The sequence below is a fragment of the Gordonia crocea genome, assembly GCF_009932435.1.
Lineage (GTDB): Bacteria > Actinomycetota > Actinomycetes > Mycobacteriales > Mycobacteriaceae > Gordonia > Gordonia crocea.
Genome location: NZ_BJOU01000001.1, coordinates 1,491,655 through 1,507,144 on the forward strand (window position 1 = coordinate 1,491,655; position 15,490 = coordinate 1,507,144).

Consider the following 15,490-nt stretch of genomic DNA (forward strand, 5'->3'; position numbering starts at 1 on the left):
CTCCGCTATAGACGCAATCGACAACGGCCGTCGCGAAGGAATTCGCGGCGGCCGTTGTCTGCTCGAGTCAGTCGGGTGTGCTGAAGGTTAACTCGAGCCCATCGAGCCGAGCCCACCGGAGCTCGACCCGCTGCCATTGCCCGGCCCGGGGACGACCCCGGCAACCGGCATTCCGCCGTGCACCGCTGAGCGGAAGTTGATCATCGCGCGACGCAGGTGGTTGTGACTGGTCACCACGACGACACCGGTGGCGCCGCCGCGGAACAGCATCGGTGCGACGAACTTGGCGTTCTCCGCGGTGGACCGGGAGCGGTTCTCCGTCGCGATCCGATTGGGGGCGACGCCGTGCTTGACCAGCCAGTTCTTCATCGCCTGAGCCTCGCTCTTGCGCGCGCGGCGATTGGTGACGCCGCCCGTGGTGATGATGCCGGCGGTGGGGAAGCCGCGGGCCAGGGCGAGCGCGGCCTGGAGGCGAGGCACGAGTACGCGGGGGACGCTGCCGTTGTTGTTGAGCCGTGCGCCGAGCACGACCAGGCGGGTGCCGACCGGGTTGATGTTCAAGATGACCGGTGCGCGGGGACTCAGGACTTCGAGGCTGGAACAGGTCTTGATCACCTGGTAGTTCGGGATCAGGCAGCCCGTCGTGGACAACAGGCCGTTGTAGAGCACCGGCCCATCCGCGCGCGCTTGCGGTGCGACGTCGGCACTGGCGCCGATGCCCGCAACGGAGGCTGCGGTGGCCAGACAGGCGATCCCGAGCTTCACTCTGAACAACACGAGTCCCAACGTAACCAGGCGTCACGGGCCGCGGCGAGGGGCGATGGTCAATCGATGCGGCGGCGTAATCCGTTTGTGAGGCGGCCGGAGTGCTGCCAGGCTGGGGCGGTGACCTCGACATTGCGCACCGCGCGGCTACTTCTCCGGCCTCCAGGGGAGCACGATGTCGATGCTGTGTACCGAGCCTGCCAAGACCCTGACATCCAGCGGTTCACTCTCGTCCCAGTTCCGTATCGGCGGTCTGACGCGGAGCAATTCGTCCGCGTCACGGCGCCGTCCCCCGATTCGGTGACGCGGGTGATCACGACGGCTGACGACGTCCTCGTCGGATGTATCGGCGTCGCGCTGCGCGACGCCGGCGGATCGGTCGGCTACTGGAGCGTGCCCGAACACCGCGGGCGCGGCTACATGACCGAGGCCTTGGCTGCCGTGGTCGACGAGGCGTTGAGCTCCGACGGACTCGGTCTCACGAGGCTGACCTGGTCGGCATTGCCCGCCAACCTGCTATCCGCGCGACTCGCAGCTCGGGCCGGGTTTCGGTACACCGGCGTGCGGACGGAGACCGCCGGCGGCCGCGACGAGCAAGTGGTCACCGCGGAACTACACGCCGGTGATGAGCGCATTCCGCAGATCTGGCCGGACGTGTAGCGCGCCGTGTGGTCGGGGCCGTTCGTGCACCAGGCATCGGCTGCCGGGGTAGTGGACCGGCCCCGACCGGGGCCGTTTTCGTTATGAAGTTCTCAAGGTACGTGGGTGGCCCGGGGGCCGAAGGTGCTGCGCTGGTGGAATTTTCAGGTGGGTGTGGCCGGGGTTAGGCGGCGGCGTGGTCGGCGAGGGTGAGGCTGCGTCGGTTGTGGCAGCGGATCCAGTCACCTCCTTCGGGACTCTGGAACCAGGGGTGGCCGTCGAAGCCGATCTGGATGTTCCAGCCTTTGCCGTGGACATACGTGTGGTGATGCAGCGAACAGAGCAGCACGGTGTTCTTGAGGTTCGTCTCGCCCCCATCAGCCCAATGCTTGATGTGATGCCCTTCGCACCAGGCTGGTGGTCTGCCGCATCCGGGGAATTGGCAGCCACCGTCGCGTGCCTCCAGGGCGCGGCGGAGGGTGCCGGTGACGAAGCGTTGGGTGCGTTTGGCATCCAGCGGCACCGAGTCCGCAGTGATCAACGCGGCGACTTCAGCACTGCCGCAGGCGATTTCCCGTGCGGTGTCGGCTGATACCGATCCGGTGAATCCCAGGCGTGCGGCGTGAGCCTCGCCGAGAGGGCTGTCGGGTACCAGGACAGGCAAGGGCACGGTCATGGTGATGTGGGGGACGATCCCGCCGACGGTCGGACGATTCCGTGATGCCAAGTATGCGGTGATCACGCTGACCAGGGCGTCGGCGGTGCGTTGGGCCCTGGGACGCGGATCGGGGGAGCCGTCGGGTGCCGGCGTGGGCTTCGCCAGGGCATCCAGGGCGGTGTGGAGTTTCTCCCCGGACAGCTGATCCAGATCGGCCTCCACCGTCACGCGCCCTTCATCGGTGCGGCTGATCGACGCCTGGTTCAAGGACGGGTTGTCGGCCGGTGGTGTGCTGGGTGGATCCAGGGGCGCCAACTCGTGGCCGAGTTCGCGGGCTTTCTCCATGACTTGGGCGGGTTGATCGATCCGGGCATGCGCCAACAAGGTTGATGCGGTCTTGTCCCGCACCTCGGTGAATCCATCGGCACCCATGCGGGTGGCAATGTGGTCGAGACCGCGGATCACCGCATCCGCATGCTCGACGGTGAGGTCGCCGTCGCGGACGTCACGCACCAGGTTCGGCAGATCATCCAGGTGCTGGGCCAACCGGGCCACCCGGTTGATGGTGGCAGGCGCCAGCGGCAATTCCCGCAACAGGTCACGGCCGTTCTTCAACCGGTGCCGCACCGGGATACCGATGGCCTCGGCGCGCGCCGTCGCGGCGGCCAAGAGATAGGAGGCGATGTTGCCCATCCGGACCGCGGTGACCATCACCCCCAACACCGCCTTGTCATCGGCGATCGCCTCCGCCGAGGCCAACAACGCACCCACGCCGGTGCCAGATCCGACCGCCGTCGGCGCCAGGTCGTCGGCCAGTTCGGTGACGAATGTGGTGAGTTCGTCGTGGTTCATGAGACCCCCCAGGTCCGGGTTCGCATCATGTTGTGCGGACCGCTGTTAGAAACTGTGTGCTGTGGTTTTATATCTAATGACCAGTGTACGCCGATCGTCTGACAAGCGTCAGAAGACTCGCTGAACTGCGCAGATGGGTAGTTCAGCGCTACTCGTCGCTAAAGCACTGCTCGATGAGATCGCTCATGATCGGCGCCGCTGTCGATGCTCCCGGTGAAGCCCCGAGTAGGCCGGCGTTGGTGCGGTCCGCTGAGACAACCATCTCGGCCCCTTGCTCCAAGCGCCCGATACCTGGCCGATCTCGAAGGGGAGCGGTTCATCGCCAACCCGTCGTCGTACGACCTCCGCCGACGTACCGAGGAGTGGTGTGCAACAGCGGGTTTCGAGCCGTCGATCGCCATCGAAGTCACGGAGTTCGGAACGGCGAGGGACTTCGTCAGTCGTGACCTGGGCGTTGCACTACTGCCATTGCCCGCGCGCCGTTTCCCGGGCGTCGTCGACGTGCCGTTGCGCGGTGATGGCTACGCGCGGACTGTTGCCTTGGCGACCACCATGCCGTCACTCTCGCCTATCGCGCGCAGGTTCCGGGACTTCGTCGTCGAACGGGGGATATCGGGGCTCAGCGTCGAATGACGTCGGCTCGCTCGGTGGCGGCTCGGGACTCGAGCTTGGACTCGTCGGGATGGGCGACGACGATCAGGCTCGCACCGACGGCGAGGGGTGCGACGAGGTTCACCGCGATGCCGTCGGCGTCGTGCCAGCCCAGCGTCGTCAGCACGCGCGAACCCGACGTGATGCCGGCGTCGGCCGCCGCGTCTCGTGCCGCGTCGAGCACCTGTCCGGTGGTGCGCCCGGGCAACGGGTGCGGGGCGTCGGCACCGGGGGTGAAGTTGTCGCTGTGGATTCGGACCGACGGGCCATAGTCGATCACCCCGACGGGGAGTCCGGGTACGCCGATGCCGAACGGGTCCAACGAGGCGACGACCGTCTCTTCCGCGTCGGGATAGTCGTCGACGCGTGCCGACGAGGTGACGACGGCGCGGACGTCATCGGCGTCGGCACCGGGGGTGACCACACCGACCCCGGCCCACCACGCGCCCAACAGGATGGCCACCGTCTGCCAGTGCTCGGGGAGGTCGACGAGAATCGTGTCGCCGCTCGCCAGTCCCAGTTCGTCGCGGAAGAAGTTGGCCGTCTTCGCCGCCCAGTTGCCCAGCGTGAGCGCGGAAAGCTCGGTGCGTTCGCCGGTCTCGTCGTCGTAGAAGGTCAGCATCGGGCGCGTCGGGTCGGGGGTCGCGGTCAGGACCGCAGCGGTAATCGAGGCCACGCTGGCAGGGTAGCGCGATCCGCTCAACGCAGGTCAGCGGGCAGCCGACGCCGACGTCAGTTCACGCACATGGGGCCATTGGTCGCCGCGGTGATCGGCGCCCGGGCGGAACCGGCGCGTGCAGCGGCACGCCGTTTGTTGTCCGCGACGCGCTGGGCGTCGGGCTGCGGGCCGGTGTCCATGATCGATCCGGGGCCGTAGTAGGTGTTGGTCAACACGACGCGCACCTGGCGGTCGGACAGCGAACTGTCGGCGCGGATCGCGACGCCGCCCAGGTCCTGCGAGAGCTGCTTGACCGTGGCGTCGTCGGCATTGCGGGCGAAGATGATCGAGTCCCGCTCGTTCATCGGCTTCGTGGACGTCTTGCCCGGCCCAAAGCCCTTGGCGGTCAGGATGTTCGACACGTTCGCCGCCATCCCGTCGATGGTTCCCGCGTTGACTACGTCGACGGTGTAGGACTCCTTGCCGGCCCGCTGCTTCTTGGGCTCGTCGCCGGAGAGCAACTGGTCGGTGAAGGTGTGGACGGCCCGCGGGTCGACCTTGACGATCGATTGGCCCTCTTCGCTCCAGCCCTCCTCGGTGACGATCGGGATGGTGGCGAAGCGGACCTTGCCGCCGGACAGGTCGCGGAGCTTCTCGGCGAAGGAGAGCACGTCCCAGTTGTCGTCGATGACCACCGAGCGGGAGACGGCGGTCTCGAGCTTGCCCATCGTCTTCGGGTCGGTGAGCACCTTGGCGGAGAGCATCTTCTGCGCCAGGGAAGCCATGAAGACCTGCTGACGGGTGATGCGGTCAAGGTCGCCGCGGGGCAGGCCATGGCGTTGGCGCACGAAACTCAACGCCTGCGGCCCGTTCAGCGTCTGACGGCCCTTGCGGAACTTGGCTCCTGAATACCGTTCCCGCACAGGTGCTTTCAGGCAGACGTCGACGCCGCCGACGGCGTTGGTCAGCAGCGCGAACCCCAGCAGTCCGACCTCGGCATAGTGGTCGACCTCGACGCCGGTCAGGGTGGCGACGGTGTCGATGAGGGCCTTGCGGCCGGCCTGGGTGCCGTCCCGCTCGGCTTTATCCGGATTTCCGCCGCGCTCCACCTGGGTGCGGCGCACGCGTTCCTTGGTGGCGCCGTAGGCGGCGTTGATCTTGCTCATGCCCAATCCCGGCACGTTGACGTACGCGTCGCGCGGGATGGAGATGGCGGTGGCCGACGAGCCGTTGTTGGGAATGCGGATGAGCAGGATCGTGTCGGTGTTCATCGCGGTCTCATCCCCGGAGCGGAGCCAGCGCAACTCCCGCGGGGTGAGCGGCACGCCCTTGGCGTCGGTGCGGGAGTCGGTGCCGACGAGCAGGAGGTCGACCGCGCCGTCGTTGCCGCCGCCGAGGTTCAAGCCGGCAAGCTGGGTGATCGATCCGGTCACCCCGGTGGCCGACCGCCACGAGTAGCCGCCGACGACCAGGACCGCCACCGAGATCAGGGTCACCACGACTTGCCCGACGCGGTGCAGCGCCTTGCGGCTCGGGCCGCCGCCGAAGTAGCTGCGCAGCGATCGCGGCGGACTGGTCGGCGGTGGCGTCGAACCGTCGGTCTCCGGCTGGGCCTTCGACGGCTGGGCCTTCGACGACTGGGCTTTCGAAGACTGGGCCTTCGGCGGGCGCGGACCCGGACGCTGCGGACCCGGACGCTTCGAACCTGGCCGCTTCGGAGCGGGGGCTTGCGCACCGCGGGCCTTTTTCGCCGGTGGCGCGGCGCGCTTGGCGGGTCCGGGCCGGCGTTCGGGGGTGTGGATCTCACCGGAGGAGGTCCGCGTCGGACGCTCTCGGCGGCCGGGAACCGTCTGGGGAGCGGGACGCCGACGGCCCTCGCGCGCCTCGGGGCGGGGCTCGGTGCGTTGTCCGTCCTGGGGGTGCCGTTCGCCGCGCTGCCGCTCCTGTGGACGCCGTTCGCCTCGCTGCCGGTCGTCGCGGCGCTGCGATTCGCGCTGCCGATCGGCACGGCGCGTCGGGGTGGCTTTGTCCACGACTGACCCGTTCTCCTTGTTTCTCCAGTGGCAATTGTGACTGGTGGTCTCAAAACACTTTACTGATGCGAATGGGTATAGCGGGGGAGCGCAACGCCGGGCGACGCGGATCGGTCATGATGGGGGAATGACAGTCTTCGTCACCGGCTCGGGCGGTCAGCTGGGCCGCGCCTTGGCGTCGACCCGGCCCGATGGGCTCGGAATCATCGGCTTGACCTCGGCTGATCTCGATATCTCCGACGCCGCGGCGGTGGCCGCCTGGGGGAGTCGGCTGACCGGGAATGATGTGGTCCTCAACTGTGCGGCCTATACGCGCGTCGACGACGCGCAACGCGAACCGGAGCGGGCGGCCGCGGTGAACGCCACCGGCCCGGCACTGCTCGCCGCGCAAACAGCCTCGGCAGGCGCACGCCTGATCCACCTGTCCACCGACTACGTCTTCGACGGTCCCGCCGCACCCGAACCGCCGACGCGGACCACCCCCTACGAACCCGACGAGACCGGCGGCGAACCGCCCAGCGTGTACGGGCGGACCAAGCTCGACGGCGAACGCCGCCTGCGCGAAGCCGACCCGTCGGCCACCGTCGTGCGCACGTCGTGGCTGTACACCGGCGGCACCGACGACGTCGACTTCGTCTCGACCATGCGCCGGCTCGCCGGCGAGCGGGACCGGCTCACCGTCGTCGACGACCAACACGGCTCGCCGACCTACGCGCCCGATCTGGCGCGCGGCCTCTGGGAGATGGTCGTCACCGACGCCGGTCGTGCGGCGACGGTCCACGCGGCCAACGGCGGGGAGACGACGTGGTGCGGCTTGGCCAAGGCCGTATTCGAGGAGCTCGGGCTCGACGCCACGCGGGTGGAACCCTGCAGTACGGCCGACTTCCCGCGTCCCGCGCCGCGCCCCGCGTACTCGGTGCTGTCGACGCGTTCCTGGCGCGACCTGCGACTCACGCCACTCCGGCAGTGGCGTGATGCCGTCGGTGAAGCGTTGGTTCGTTAGGCTGTCCGGCGTGACTGATCAGCTCGCAGTCGTGACGGTGACCTATTCGTCAGGCGACTACTTGAAGTCGTTTCTCGACACCCTGGCCCTCGCCACCGAGGCGGCGCCGCGCGTCGTCATCGCCGACAACGGATCCGACGACGGCGCCCCCGAGGCGGCCGAGCGCGACTACGACCGGGTCACCCTGGTCCACACCGGGGCCAACCTCGGCTACGGCGGGGCGATCAACCGCGCCGTCGCCGAGATCGACCCGGCGGTCGAGTTCATCGTCGTCGCCAATCCCGACGTCGCATGGGGCCCCGGCTCCCTCGACGAACTGTTGGCGGCCGCGGCGCGGTGGCCGCAGGCGGGATCGTTGGGGCCGCTGATCCGCGAGCCCGACGGTTCGGTCTACCCCTCCGCCCGGCAGGTGCCGAGGCTCGTCGCGGGCACCGGCCACGCGGTTCTTGGTGCGGTGTGGAAGAACAACCCGTTCACCCGGGCCTACCTCGACGCCGACCGCGCCGACCTCGAGCGCCCGGTCGGCTGGCTGTCCGGGTCCTGCCTGCTGCTGCGGCGCACGGCCTTCGACGAGATCGACGGCTTCGACTCGCGCTACTTCATGTACATGGAGGACGTCGACCTTGGCGACCGCCTGGGCAAGGCCGGCTGGCAGAACGTCTTCGTGCCCACCGCGGAGATCCTGCACACCAAGGGCCATGCGGCCAGCAAGAACCCCGAGCTGATGTTGCCGGCCCACCACCGCAGCGCCTACCGCTTCCAGGCCGACCGCAACCCCGGTGCCCTGCGTGCGCCGCTGCGCTGGGCCCTGCGGGCCGGGTTGGCAGTCCGGTCCCGCGTCGCGGTCAAAGCGGCGCGACGCGAACTCAACAGGAGGCAATCGTGAGCAAGGACGTGCAGGCCGTCATCCTCGTCGGCGGCAAGGGCACGCGGCTGCGTCCGCTGACCCTGTCGGCGCCCAAGCCGATGCTGCCCACGGCGGGCAAGCCCTTCCTGACCCACCTGCTGTCGCGGATCAAGGCGGCCGGGATCGATGACGTCGTGCTCGGCACGTCGTTCCAGGCCGAGGTCTTCGAGGACTATTACGGCTCGGGTGAATCACTCGGCATGAACCTGCGGTACGTGACCGAGGTCGAGCCGCTGGGGACCGGCGGCGGTATCCGCAACGTCCTGCCGGAGCTGAGCGCGCCGGACATCCTCGTGTTCAACGGCGACGTCCTCGGCGGGACCGACGTCGGCGACGTCTTGACCACCCACCGCGAATCCGGCGCCGACGTGACCCTGCACCTCGTCCGCGTCGGCGATCCGCGCGCCTTCGGCTGCGTGCCGACCGACGAGACCGGCCGGGTCACGGCCTTCCTGGAGAAGACGCAGGACCCGCCGACCGACCAGATCAACGCCGGCACCTACGTGTTCCGGCGCGAGGTCATCGAGGCCATCCCGGCCGGGCGGCCGGTGTCGGTCGAGCGCGAGGTGTTCCCCGAACTGCTGGCCCGTGGGCGCCACGTCCAGGGCCACGTCGACCAGTCTTACTGGCGCGACATGGGGACGCCGGAAGACTTCGTCCGGGGATCGGCGGACCTGGTCCGCGGTATCGCGCCCTCGCCGGCACTGGGTGACCGACACGGCGAGTCGCTGGTGCAAGACGGCGCCTCGGTCGGGCCGGGTGCGGTGTTGATCGGCGGGACCGTCGTCGGCGCCGGCGCCTCGGTCGGCCGTCGGGCCCGGCTCGACGGCGCGGTCGTGTTCGACGACGCGGTGATCGACGACGGAGCCGTTGTCGAACGCAGCATCATCGGCCGCGGCGCGCGCATCGGCCGCCGCGCGCTCGTGCGCGACACCGTCATCGGTGACAACGCGCGAATCGGCGCGGACTGCGAGCTGTTGCGCGGGGCGCGGGTGTGGCCCGGCGTGCAGATCCCCGACGGTGGGGTGCGTTTCTCCACCGACGTGTAAGCGGCGGCGCGGGTTATCCGGCTTTCGCGGCGGCCAGCACCCCGGCGCCCAGCGGGATCACCACGGGTAGGAAGCGGTCGTCGTCGGCAACGATGAGCGCGGCCTGCCGCACGGCCTCGGCGACCGGTCCCGACTGGCTCGGATCCAGACCTTCGGCATGGTGGAGGACGACCACGCCGCCCGGACGCAGGATGCGGATCGCGTCGGTCAGGTAGCGGGGGTGGTCGAGGATCTCGCCGTCGAGGAAGACCAGTTCATAGGAGGCGTCGGCCAGCCGGGGCAAAACCTCGATGGGGGATCCGTTGATCAACCGGGCGCGGCCGATCGGGATGTCGGCGGCCGCGAAGGATTCGCGTGCGGCCTGCTGGTACTCGAACTCCGGGTCGATGGTGGTCAAGACGCCGTCCTCGGCCATGCCGGCCAGCAACCACAACCCGGACACGCCGACCCCGGTGCCGACCTCCACGACCGATTTGGCCCCGGTCGCGCGGGCCAGCAGCGCCAACAGTGCCCCGACTGCGGGGGAGATGGTGGGGGCGCCCAATTCCTCGGCCCGGCCCCGGGCGGCGACCAGGGCGTCGTCCTCGACGATCGCCGATTCGACGTAGGTGTTGTCCGTCACGCCTATGAGGGTAGGCCACCGCGTTCGACGATCCTTAGACAACACTCAGGCCGCTCATACAGCCACCACAATCGGGTCGGCAAAGGTAAGGGGGAACCAACGCCGACGAGAAGTCCGGAATACCTGTTCCGGGTGGCGGTGTTGGAACTCGACGAGGCAGACCGGGCCCACCGGCAGCCAAGAGGGGACACGAGCCACACGATGACGATCCCGTCCGCGGACTACTCCACCGACGAGAACATCACCGGCACCGCGCGCTTCGACGCCACCGGGGATGCGGCCTTGATGCCCTCATGGGAGGAATTGGTCGCCGAGCACGCCGATCGCGTCTACCGACTGGCCTTCCGTTTGTCCGGCAACCAGCACGACGCCGAGGACCTGACCCAGGAGACGTTCATCCGGGTGTTCCGTTCGCTGTCGAGCTACCAGCCGGGCACCTTCGAGGGCTGGCTGCACCGCATCACCACCAACCTCTTCCTCGACATGGTGCGCCGCCGCGCCAAGATCCGGATGGAGGCGCTGCCCGAGGACTATGACCGGGTTCCCGGCGACACCCCGGACCCGCAGCAGATCTACGCGGACGCGAATCTGGACCCGGTGCTGCAGGCCGCGCTGGACCGGCTGGCCCCGGAGTTCCGTGCCGCGGTGGTCCTCTGTGACATCGAGGGGCTGTCTTATGAGGAGATCGCCGCCACCCTCGATGTGAAGCTGGGCACCGTGCGCAGCCGCATCCACCGTGGTCGGCAGAGTATTCGCGACTACCTCGTCGCCAACCAGGCCGAGTGCGCGCCATCCCGGTGAACCCATCGTTCGGCTGACCCGGGAACCGCGCCGCACCGGTAATCGTTGTAGCTTCGGATAAGCTGCAGTGAGCAGGTGAGGCACAGGTAGGAGCGGTGGTGAACTTTCTGGATCCGGGTCGTTGGACCCCGACGACGTCGTCGTTGCGTCCCAACACCGACTACCGGCCTCCGGGCACGCTGGGCGGACGGCCGTTCGCCTCCACCGAGCATCTGTCTCCCGAGGCGGTCGCGGCCTATGCCGACGGCGAGCTCGGCGACACCGCGGTATCGCGGGCCAACTCTCATCTGAAGGTGTGCGGACCCTGTTCGACCGCCGTCGAGGCGCAGAAGGCCGCCCGTGCCGCGCTGCGCGGGAGTGGTTCGGCGATCACCGCACCGCTCGATCTGCTCGGGCAGCTCTCGCAGATCCCGACCCGCGAGTTCGATGTCAACCAGGTCGCGGCGCGCGCCGAGCAATCGCCGCCGCGCCCGCGAGGATTCTTTCGACGAGGCCGTTAGTGACCAACGAAGATTGGGCCGCCCACACGGCGATCCCGCCGCGCACCCCCGCGCCGCTGCCCGCCCCCCGACACGCCCCGGTGTCACCGGAGACGACCGCGGTATTCGGGCGCCCGGAGGGGGTCGCCGGATCCTTCGAGTCCGCCGCGGCCTCGGCCGCGGCGACGGCCCATCGGCCGCAGCCGACGGTGGCGGCTCCCGACCCCGTCCTCGCCGAGGCGTTCAGCCGGCCGACCGGGTCGACCGAAACGCTGTCCCGCGATCCCGACGCCCGCTACGGCGAGGTTGAAGAGGCCGAGGAGCCGAACGATCCGTGGCGCGACCCCGAGAGCCCGGCGCACCTGTCGGCGCCGGCGAAGTCGCGGCCCGAATCCGTCGACCCGGTGGAGCCGGGCCCCAAGCTCGGGGTGCGCGAAGTACTTCTGGGCCATCGGATCTCCTGGACGGCGCTGCTGTCGCTGGCCGCTGTCGCGGTCACCATCGGACTGCTCGGCGCACTCCTCGGCGCCTTCCTCACCGGGAACGGCTCGTCGAGCACCGGGCAGACGGTGACCCTTCCGGTCGACAAGGGCAAGGGGGGCGAGGAGCCGCGGTCGATGGTGGCCCGGGTCGTCCGCGCCGTCGAGAAGTCCGTGGTCGCCATCGACATCCGCACCGAGACTGCGGCCGGCACCGGTTCGGGCGTGATCATCGACAAGTCCGGCTACATCGTCACCAACAACCACGTCGTTGCGATGGCCGCCCAGGACAAGAACGCCACCACCGAGGTCGTCTTCTACGACCGCACCCGTGTTCCGGCGCGCATCGTCGGACGCGACCCGAAAAGCGACCTGGCCGTGGTGAAGGTCGACAACGTCAAGAACATCACCGTCGCGACCCTGGGGGACTCGGACAAGGTGCAGATCGGCGAGAACGTGGTGGCGTTCGGGTCGCCGCTGGGTCTGGACCGCACCGTCACCAGCGGCATCGTCAGCGCCGTGAACCGTGCGCTGGCCCTGCCGCCGGGCGACGAGTCCGACACCGACGCGGTCATCGACGCCATTCAGACCGACGCGGCCATCAACCCGGGTAACTCCGGTGGTCCGCTGGTCGATTCGCAGGCCAGGATCATCGGGATCAACACCATGATCCAGACGACCAGCGGCGGCTCGATGGGCCTCGGGTTCGCGATCCCGGTGAACCAGGTCCGGCCGATCGCCCAGACGATCATCGCGCACGGCAAGATCGTCCACCCGTCGATCGGGTTGAACGCGGTCTCCGTGCGCAACCAGAAGGTCCTGGGCGCCCGCGTCGCGAACGTGGTCGCCGGCAGTCCGGCGGAAAAAGCCGGGGTCCGCGAGGGCGACGTGATCACCAAGTTCAACGGTCGGCCGATCGAGTCCTCCGACGAACTGGCGGTGGCGATCCGCGGCACCAAGATTGGCGAAAAGGTCGACTACTCGTATTGGCGCGACGGCCGGACCTTCTCCGGGTCGATCGTGCCCGCCGGCGACTAGACTGCGGACCATGTTCAACCTTGGTTGGGGCGAGATCTTGGTGCTGGTGGCCGCCGCCCTGATCATCTTGGGGCCGGAGCGGCTCCCCGGGGCCATCTCCAGCTCGATGCGGTGGCTGAAGCAGGCGCGCGAGTACGCGACCGGGGCCACCGCCGAACTGCGCGAGGAGCTCGGCTCGGATTTCGACGAGTTCCGCGAGCCGTTGCAGCAGCTCAACGAGCTGCGCTCGACCTCGCCGCGCGCCCTGGTGACCAAGCACCTTCTCGGCGGTGACGACTCGCTGTTGGACCCGAAGACCTATACCGCGCTGCCGGGTCGCGAGGACCCGCCGCTCGGGTCGGCGATCCCCGACGATGATGAGGGCGGTGCGCCGCGGCCGTCGAGTGGCGGCACGCGGCACAACGTCACCGACTGGGACGCCACGTAGTACCGAACGGCTTAGCGTCCCGCCGGGTCGATGGTCAGACTCATCCCGGCCAAGCCGCGCCGCTGGACGGCCAGCTTGTCGGCGATCGCGCGCAGTGCTGAGCCGGCTGCCGACTCCGGCGCCGACAGGACGACCGGAACGCCCGCGTCGCCACCCTCGCGGACCGACGGTTCCAGCGGAACCTGGCCCAGCAGTTCGACATTCGCGCCGATCGCCCGGCTGAGCCGCTCGGCGACCTGCGCCCCGCCGCCTTCGCCGAACGGGGTCATCCGGGTACCGTCGGGCAGTTCGAGCCACGACATGTTCTCCACCACGCCGAGAACCTTCTGCCGCGTCTGCAGGGCGATGGAACCGGCTCGCTCGGCGACCTCGGCCGCGGCCTGCTGCGGGGTGGTCACGACCAGGATCTCCGCACCGGGGATCAACTGGGCGATCGAGATGGCGACGTCACCGGTGCCGGGCGGTAGGTCGAGCAACAGGATGTCCAGGTCGCCCCAATAGACGTCGGCGAGGAATTGCTGCAGCGCCCGGTGCAGCATCGGCCCGCGCCACGTCACCGGCGTGTTCCCATCGGTGAACTGCCCGATCGAGATGAAGCGGACGTTGTGGGCGATCGGCGGCATGATCATCTGGTCGACCTGGGTCGGCTTGGCGCCGTTGCCCAGCATCCGCGGCACCGAGTGGCCGTAGATGTCGGCGTCGAGCACCCCGACCGACAGGCCGCGCTGGGCGAGCGCGGCGGCCAGGTTGACGGTGACGCTGGACTTGCCGACGCCACCCTTGCCGGAGGCGACCGCGTAGACGCGGGTGAGCGACCCGGGTTGGGCGAAGGGGATGACCGGCTCGGAACGATCGCCGCGCAGCTTCTTGCGCAACTCGGTCCGCTGTTCGTCGTTCATCACGTCGAGGCCGACGGTGATCGCCCCGACGCCGGGGACGTCGGCGACGGCGGTCCGCACCCGGTCGCTGATCTCGGTGCGCATCGGGCATCCGGAGGTGGTCAGGTAGACGATGACGTCGACCTCGCCGGCGTCGCCGATGTCGATCGATTTGACCATGCCCAGGTCGGTGATGGGTTTGCCGATCTCGGGGTCGTCGACCTTGCTCAACGCCGAGCGAATGGCGGATTCGGAGGGGGCTGCGACATTCACAACCTCCACCTTAGTCCGGTGCGTTGGGAGCCTCTCGCCCGCTCAGCGCGCCGTGCTCGGCCGGTTCGGTGCCTGCTGGGGTTGGTTCGGTGCCTGTTGGGGCTGTTGCGGTGCCCGATTCGGCGCCGGCTTCTTCGGGGCGGCCGGGGCGCGCTGGGGCCCGCCGAGCTGCGGCGGAAGGCACACGATGAAGCACTGGGGCTGGCTCGCCTTGGGTTTGCGGTCGGTGCGTTCGGGCTTGGTGCCGTTCGGATCGCGCTCGGTGCCGGGCCGGTCGTCGTCCTTGCCGTCCTTGCGGTCCTTGTCCGCCTTGTCCTTGTCGTCCTTGTCCTTCTTGGTCTTCTCGTCGGCCGGCGTCGAGTGCATTTCCGGGATGCCCTGGGTCGGCATCACGCCGACGGCGTAGGCCGCCGACCAGGCCAGCACGTTGGTGACGTAGGCCATCGAGTGGTTGTACCGGAAGACCGCGGAGACGGCGTTGTTGCCCGCCGTGATGTCGGTGACCCCGGCGCACAGGTAGCGTCCCGCCGAGTAGGTCGCGTCGAAGATGTTGTGGGGGTCGGCCTTGCCGTCGCCGTTGGCGTCCGAGCCCCACGAGGCCCACGTGCTGGGGATGAACTGCATCGGCCCCATGGCCCGGGCCGCGTTGCCGCTGGCGTCGTGGATGATGGCATTGCCCGGCAGGCTGCCGTCCAGGGCGGGGCCGAGGATCTGGCTGCGGGTGTTGCCGTACTCGTCGACGTTGCCGTTGCCGGCGTGGCCGGATTCGATGCGGCCGATCCCGGCCAACAGGTTCCAGGGCAGTTTGCAGTTCGGCGTCTCGGCGCCGACCCGGGTCGCGGCGAGTTTGTAGGCCTGCAGGACGACGCCGGGAATCCCGAGGGGACCCGAGGGGATTCCGGCTGCGAGGCGGAACTGCGGCGAGACCATGGGGTTGCCCACCGGCTTCGGCGGGACGAACCACGCCGCGGTGTTGTATTCGGCCGGTGCCACGCCGACGACACTGGTCACACTGACCGGCGCATCAGCGGTCGCGTCGGTCGGCCGGTCCCCCGCGATAGCACTCGAGGAGGTGGTTCCCAGCACCATTGCCCCCAGCACCGTCGTGCCGAACCCCGCGGCCATGACGCGGCCGACGATGCGGCGCGGGCGCGTGGGCCCCTGCGCGCGTCGCCAAAACGCGATGCCACTCATATGACGATTCCTCACCCCGTGGTGACCACCGGTCAAATGTCAACCGGTGTGTCCAATACCACTGCAGCATACCGAGGTGGAAAA

General features: G+C 69.0%; 16 protein-coding genes and 1 pseudogene. 9 read left to right on the forward strand and 8 right to left on the reverse strand.

Annotated features, from left to right (window positions below; all coding sequences use genetic code 11):
* Positions 1-87 precede the first annotated feature (87 nt).
* Complete coding sequence (locus nbrcactino_RS07065; protein WP_161926715.1) at positions 88-777, reverse strand: YdcF family protein; 690 nt, start codon at positions 775-777, stop codon at positions 88-90.
* Between the two features lie 54 nt (positions 778-831).
* Between nbrcactino_RS07065 and nbrcactino_RS07070 the strand changes: the two genes are divergently transcribed.
* Positions 832-1,425 (forward strand): GNAT family N-acetyltransferase, encoded by a 594-nt coding sequence (locus tag nbrcactino_RS07070; RefSeq protein ID WP_228460724.1) that lies wholly within the window; start codon positions 832-834, stop codon positions 1,423-1,425.
* 163 nt (positions 1,426-1,588) lie between these two features.
* On the opposite strand, the gene nbrcactino_RS07075 is transcribed toward nbrcactino_RS07070, so the two are convergent.
* Entirely contained in the window at positions 1,589-2,914 is a 1,326-nt protein-coding gene (locus tag nbrcactino_RS07075) for an HNH endonuclease signature motif containing protein (RefSeq protein WP_161926717.1), read from the reverse strand.
* A 148-nt stretch (positions 2,915-3,062) separates the two neighbouring features.
* A pseudogene (locus tag nbrcactino_RS18150) lies at positions 3,063-3,203 on the reverse strand (malate:quinone oxidoreductase); the annotation flags it as partial.
* A 29-nt stretch (positions 3,204-3,232) separates the two neighbouring features.
* On the opposite strand from nbrcactino_RS18150, the gene nbrcactino_RS07085 reads away from it, so the two are divergent.
* Positions 3,233-3,547, forward strand: a complete 315-nt coding sequence (locus tag nbrcactino_RS07085; protein ID WP_267130403.1) for a LysR substrate-binding domain-containing protein — start codon at positions 3,233-3,235, stop codon at positions 3,545-3,547.
* Here the strand turns inward: nbrcactino_RS07085 and nbrcactino_RS07090 are convergent.
* Positions 3,534-4,241 (reverse strand): TIGR03089 family protein, encoded by a 708-nt coding sequence (locus tag nbrcactino_RS07090; protein ID WP_161926720.1) that lies wholly within the window; start codon positions 4,239-4,241, stop codon positions 3,534-3,536. The genes nbrcactino_RS07085 and nbrcactino_RS07090 overlap by 14 nt on opposite strands.
* Before the next feature lie 56 nt (positions 4,242-4,297).
* A complete protein-coding gene (locus tag nbrcactino_RS07095) occupies positions 4,298-6,256 on the reverse strand; it encodes an LCP family protein (RefSeq protein ID WP_161926721.1) in 1,959 nt (652 codons plus the stop codon).
* A gap of 127 nt (positions 6,257-6,383) precedes the next feature.
* Between nbrcactino_RS07095 and rfbD the strand changes: the two genes are divergently transcribed.
* From rfbD to manB, 3 genes are read left to right on the forward strand one after another with little or no spacing between them, the layout of a single operon-like run.
* Positions 6,384-7,259 carry a dTDP-4-dehydrorhamnose reductase gene (rfbD, locus tag nbrcactino_RS07100; RefSeq protein ID WP_161926722.1) on the forward strand — a complete coding sequence of 292 codons (876 nt, stop codon included), beginning with the start codon at positions 6,384-6,386 and terminating at the stop codon, positions 7,257-7,259.
* A 10-nt stretch (positions 7,260-7,269) separates the two neighbouring features.
* Positions 7,270-8,145, forward strand: coding sequence for a glycosyltransferase family 2 protein (locus nbrcactino_RS07105; protein WP_186343315.1), 876 nt, complete (start codon positions 7,270-7,272; stop codon positions 8,143-8,145).
* Positions 8,142-9,215 carry a mannose-1-phosphate guanylyltransferase gene (manB, locus tag nbrcactino_RS07110; protein ID WP_161926724.1) on the forward strand — a complete coding sequence of 358 codons (1,074 nt, stop codon included), beginning with the start codon at positions 8,142-8,144 and terminating at the stop codon, positions 9,213-9,215. The genes nbrcactino_RS07105 and manB overlap by 4 nt, the downstream gene beginning before the upstream one ends.
* Positions 9,216-9,228: 13 nt before the next feature.
* On the opposite strand, the gene nbrcactino_RS07115 is transcribed toward manB, so the two are convergent.
* Entirely contained in the window at positions 9,229-9,837 is a 609-nt protein-coding gene (locus tag nbrcactino_RS07115) for an O-methyltransferase (RefSeq protein WP_308470337.1), read from the reverse strand.
* Between the two features lie 201 nt (positions 9,838-10,038).
* On the opposite strand from nbrcactino_RS07115, the gene sigE reads away from it, so the two are divergent.
* The 4 genes from sigE to tatB all read left to right on the forward strand — a co-directional run bounded on the left by sigE (position 10,039) and on the right by tatB (position 13,061).
* Positions 10,039-10,638 carry an RNA polymerase sigma factor SigE gene (sigE, locus tag nbrcactino_RS07120; protein WP_161926725.1) on the forward strand — a complete coding sequence of 200 codons (600 nt, stop codon included), beginning with the start codon at positions 10,039-10,041 and terminating at the stop codon, positions 10,636-10,638.
* Positions 10,639-10,736: 98 nt separating this feature from the next.
* Entirely contained in the window at positions 10,737-11,138 is a 402-nt protein-coding gene (locus nbrcactino_RS07125; RefSeq protein WP_161926726.1) for a hypothetical protein, read from the forward strand.
* Complete coding sequence (locus tag nbrcactino_RS07130; protein WP_161926727.1) at positions 11,138-12,634, forward strand: S1C family serine protease; 1,497 nt, start codon at positions 11,138-11,140, stop codon at positions 12,632-12,634. The genes nbrcactino_RS07125 and nbrcactino_RS07130 overlap by 1 nt, the downstream gene beginning before the upstream one ends.
* Positions 12,635-12,644: 10 nt before the next feature.
* A complete protein-coding gene (gene tatB / locus nbrcactino_RS07135) occupies positions 12,645-13,061 on the forward strand; it encodes a Sec-independent protein translocase protein TatB (protein WP_161926728.1) in 417 nt (138 codons plus the stop codon).
* 11 nt (positions 13,062-13,072) lie between these two features.
* Here the strand turns inward: tatB and nbrcactino_RS07140 are convergent, their stop codons facing one another.
* Entirely contained in the window at positions 13,073-14,212 is a 1,140-nt protein-coding gene (locus tag nbrcactino_RS07140; RefSeq protein WP_161926729.1) for an Mrp/NBP35 family ATP-binding protein, read from the reverse strand.
* Between the two features lie 42 nt (positions 14,213-14,254).
* Positions 14,255-15,406: a lytic transglycosylase domain-containing protein gene (locus nbrcactino_RS07145; protein WP_161926730.1), complete on the reverse strand. Its 1,152-nt coding sequence runs from the start codon at positions 15,404-15,406 to the stop codon at positions 14,255-14,257.
* Positions 15,407-15,490 lie beyond the last annotated feature (84 nt).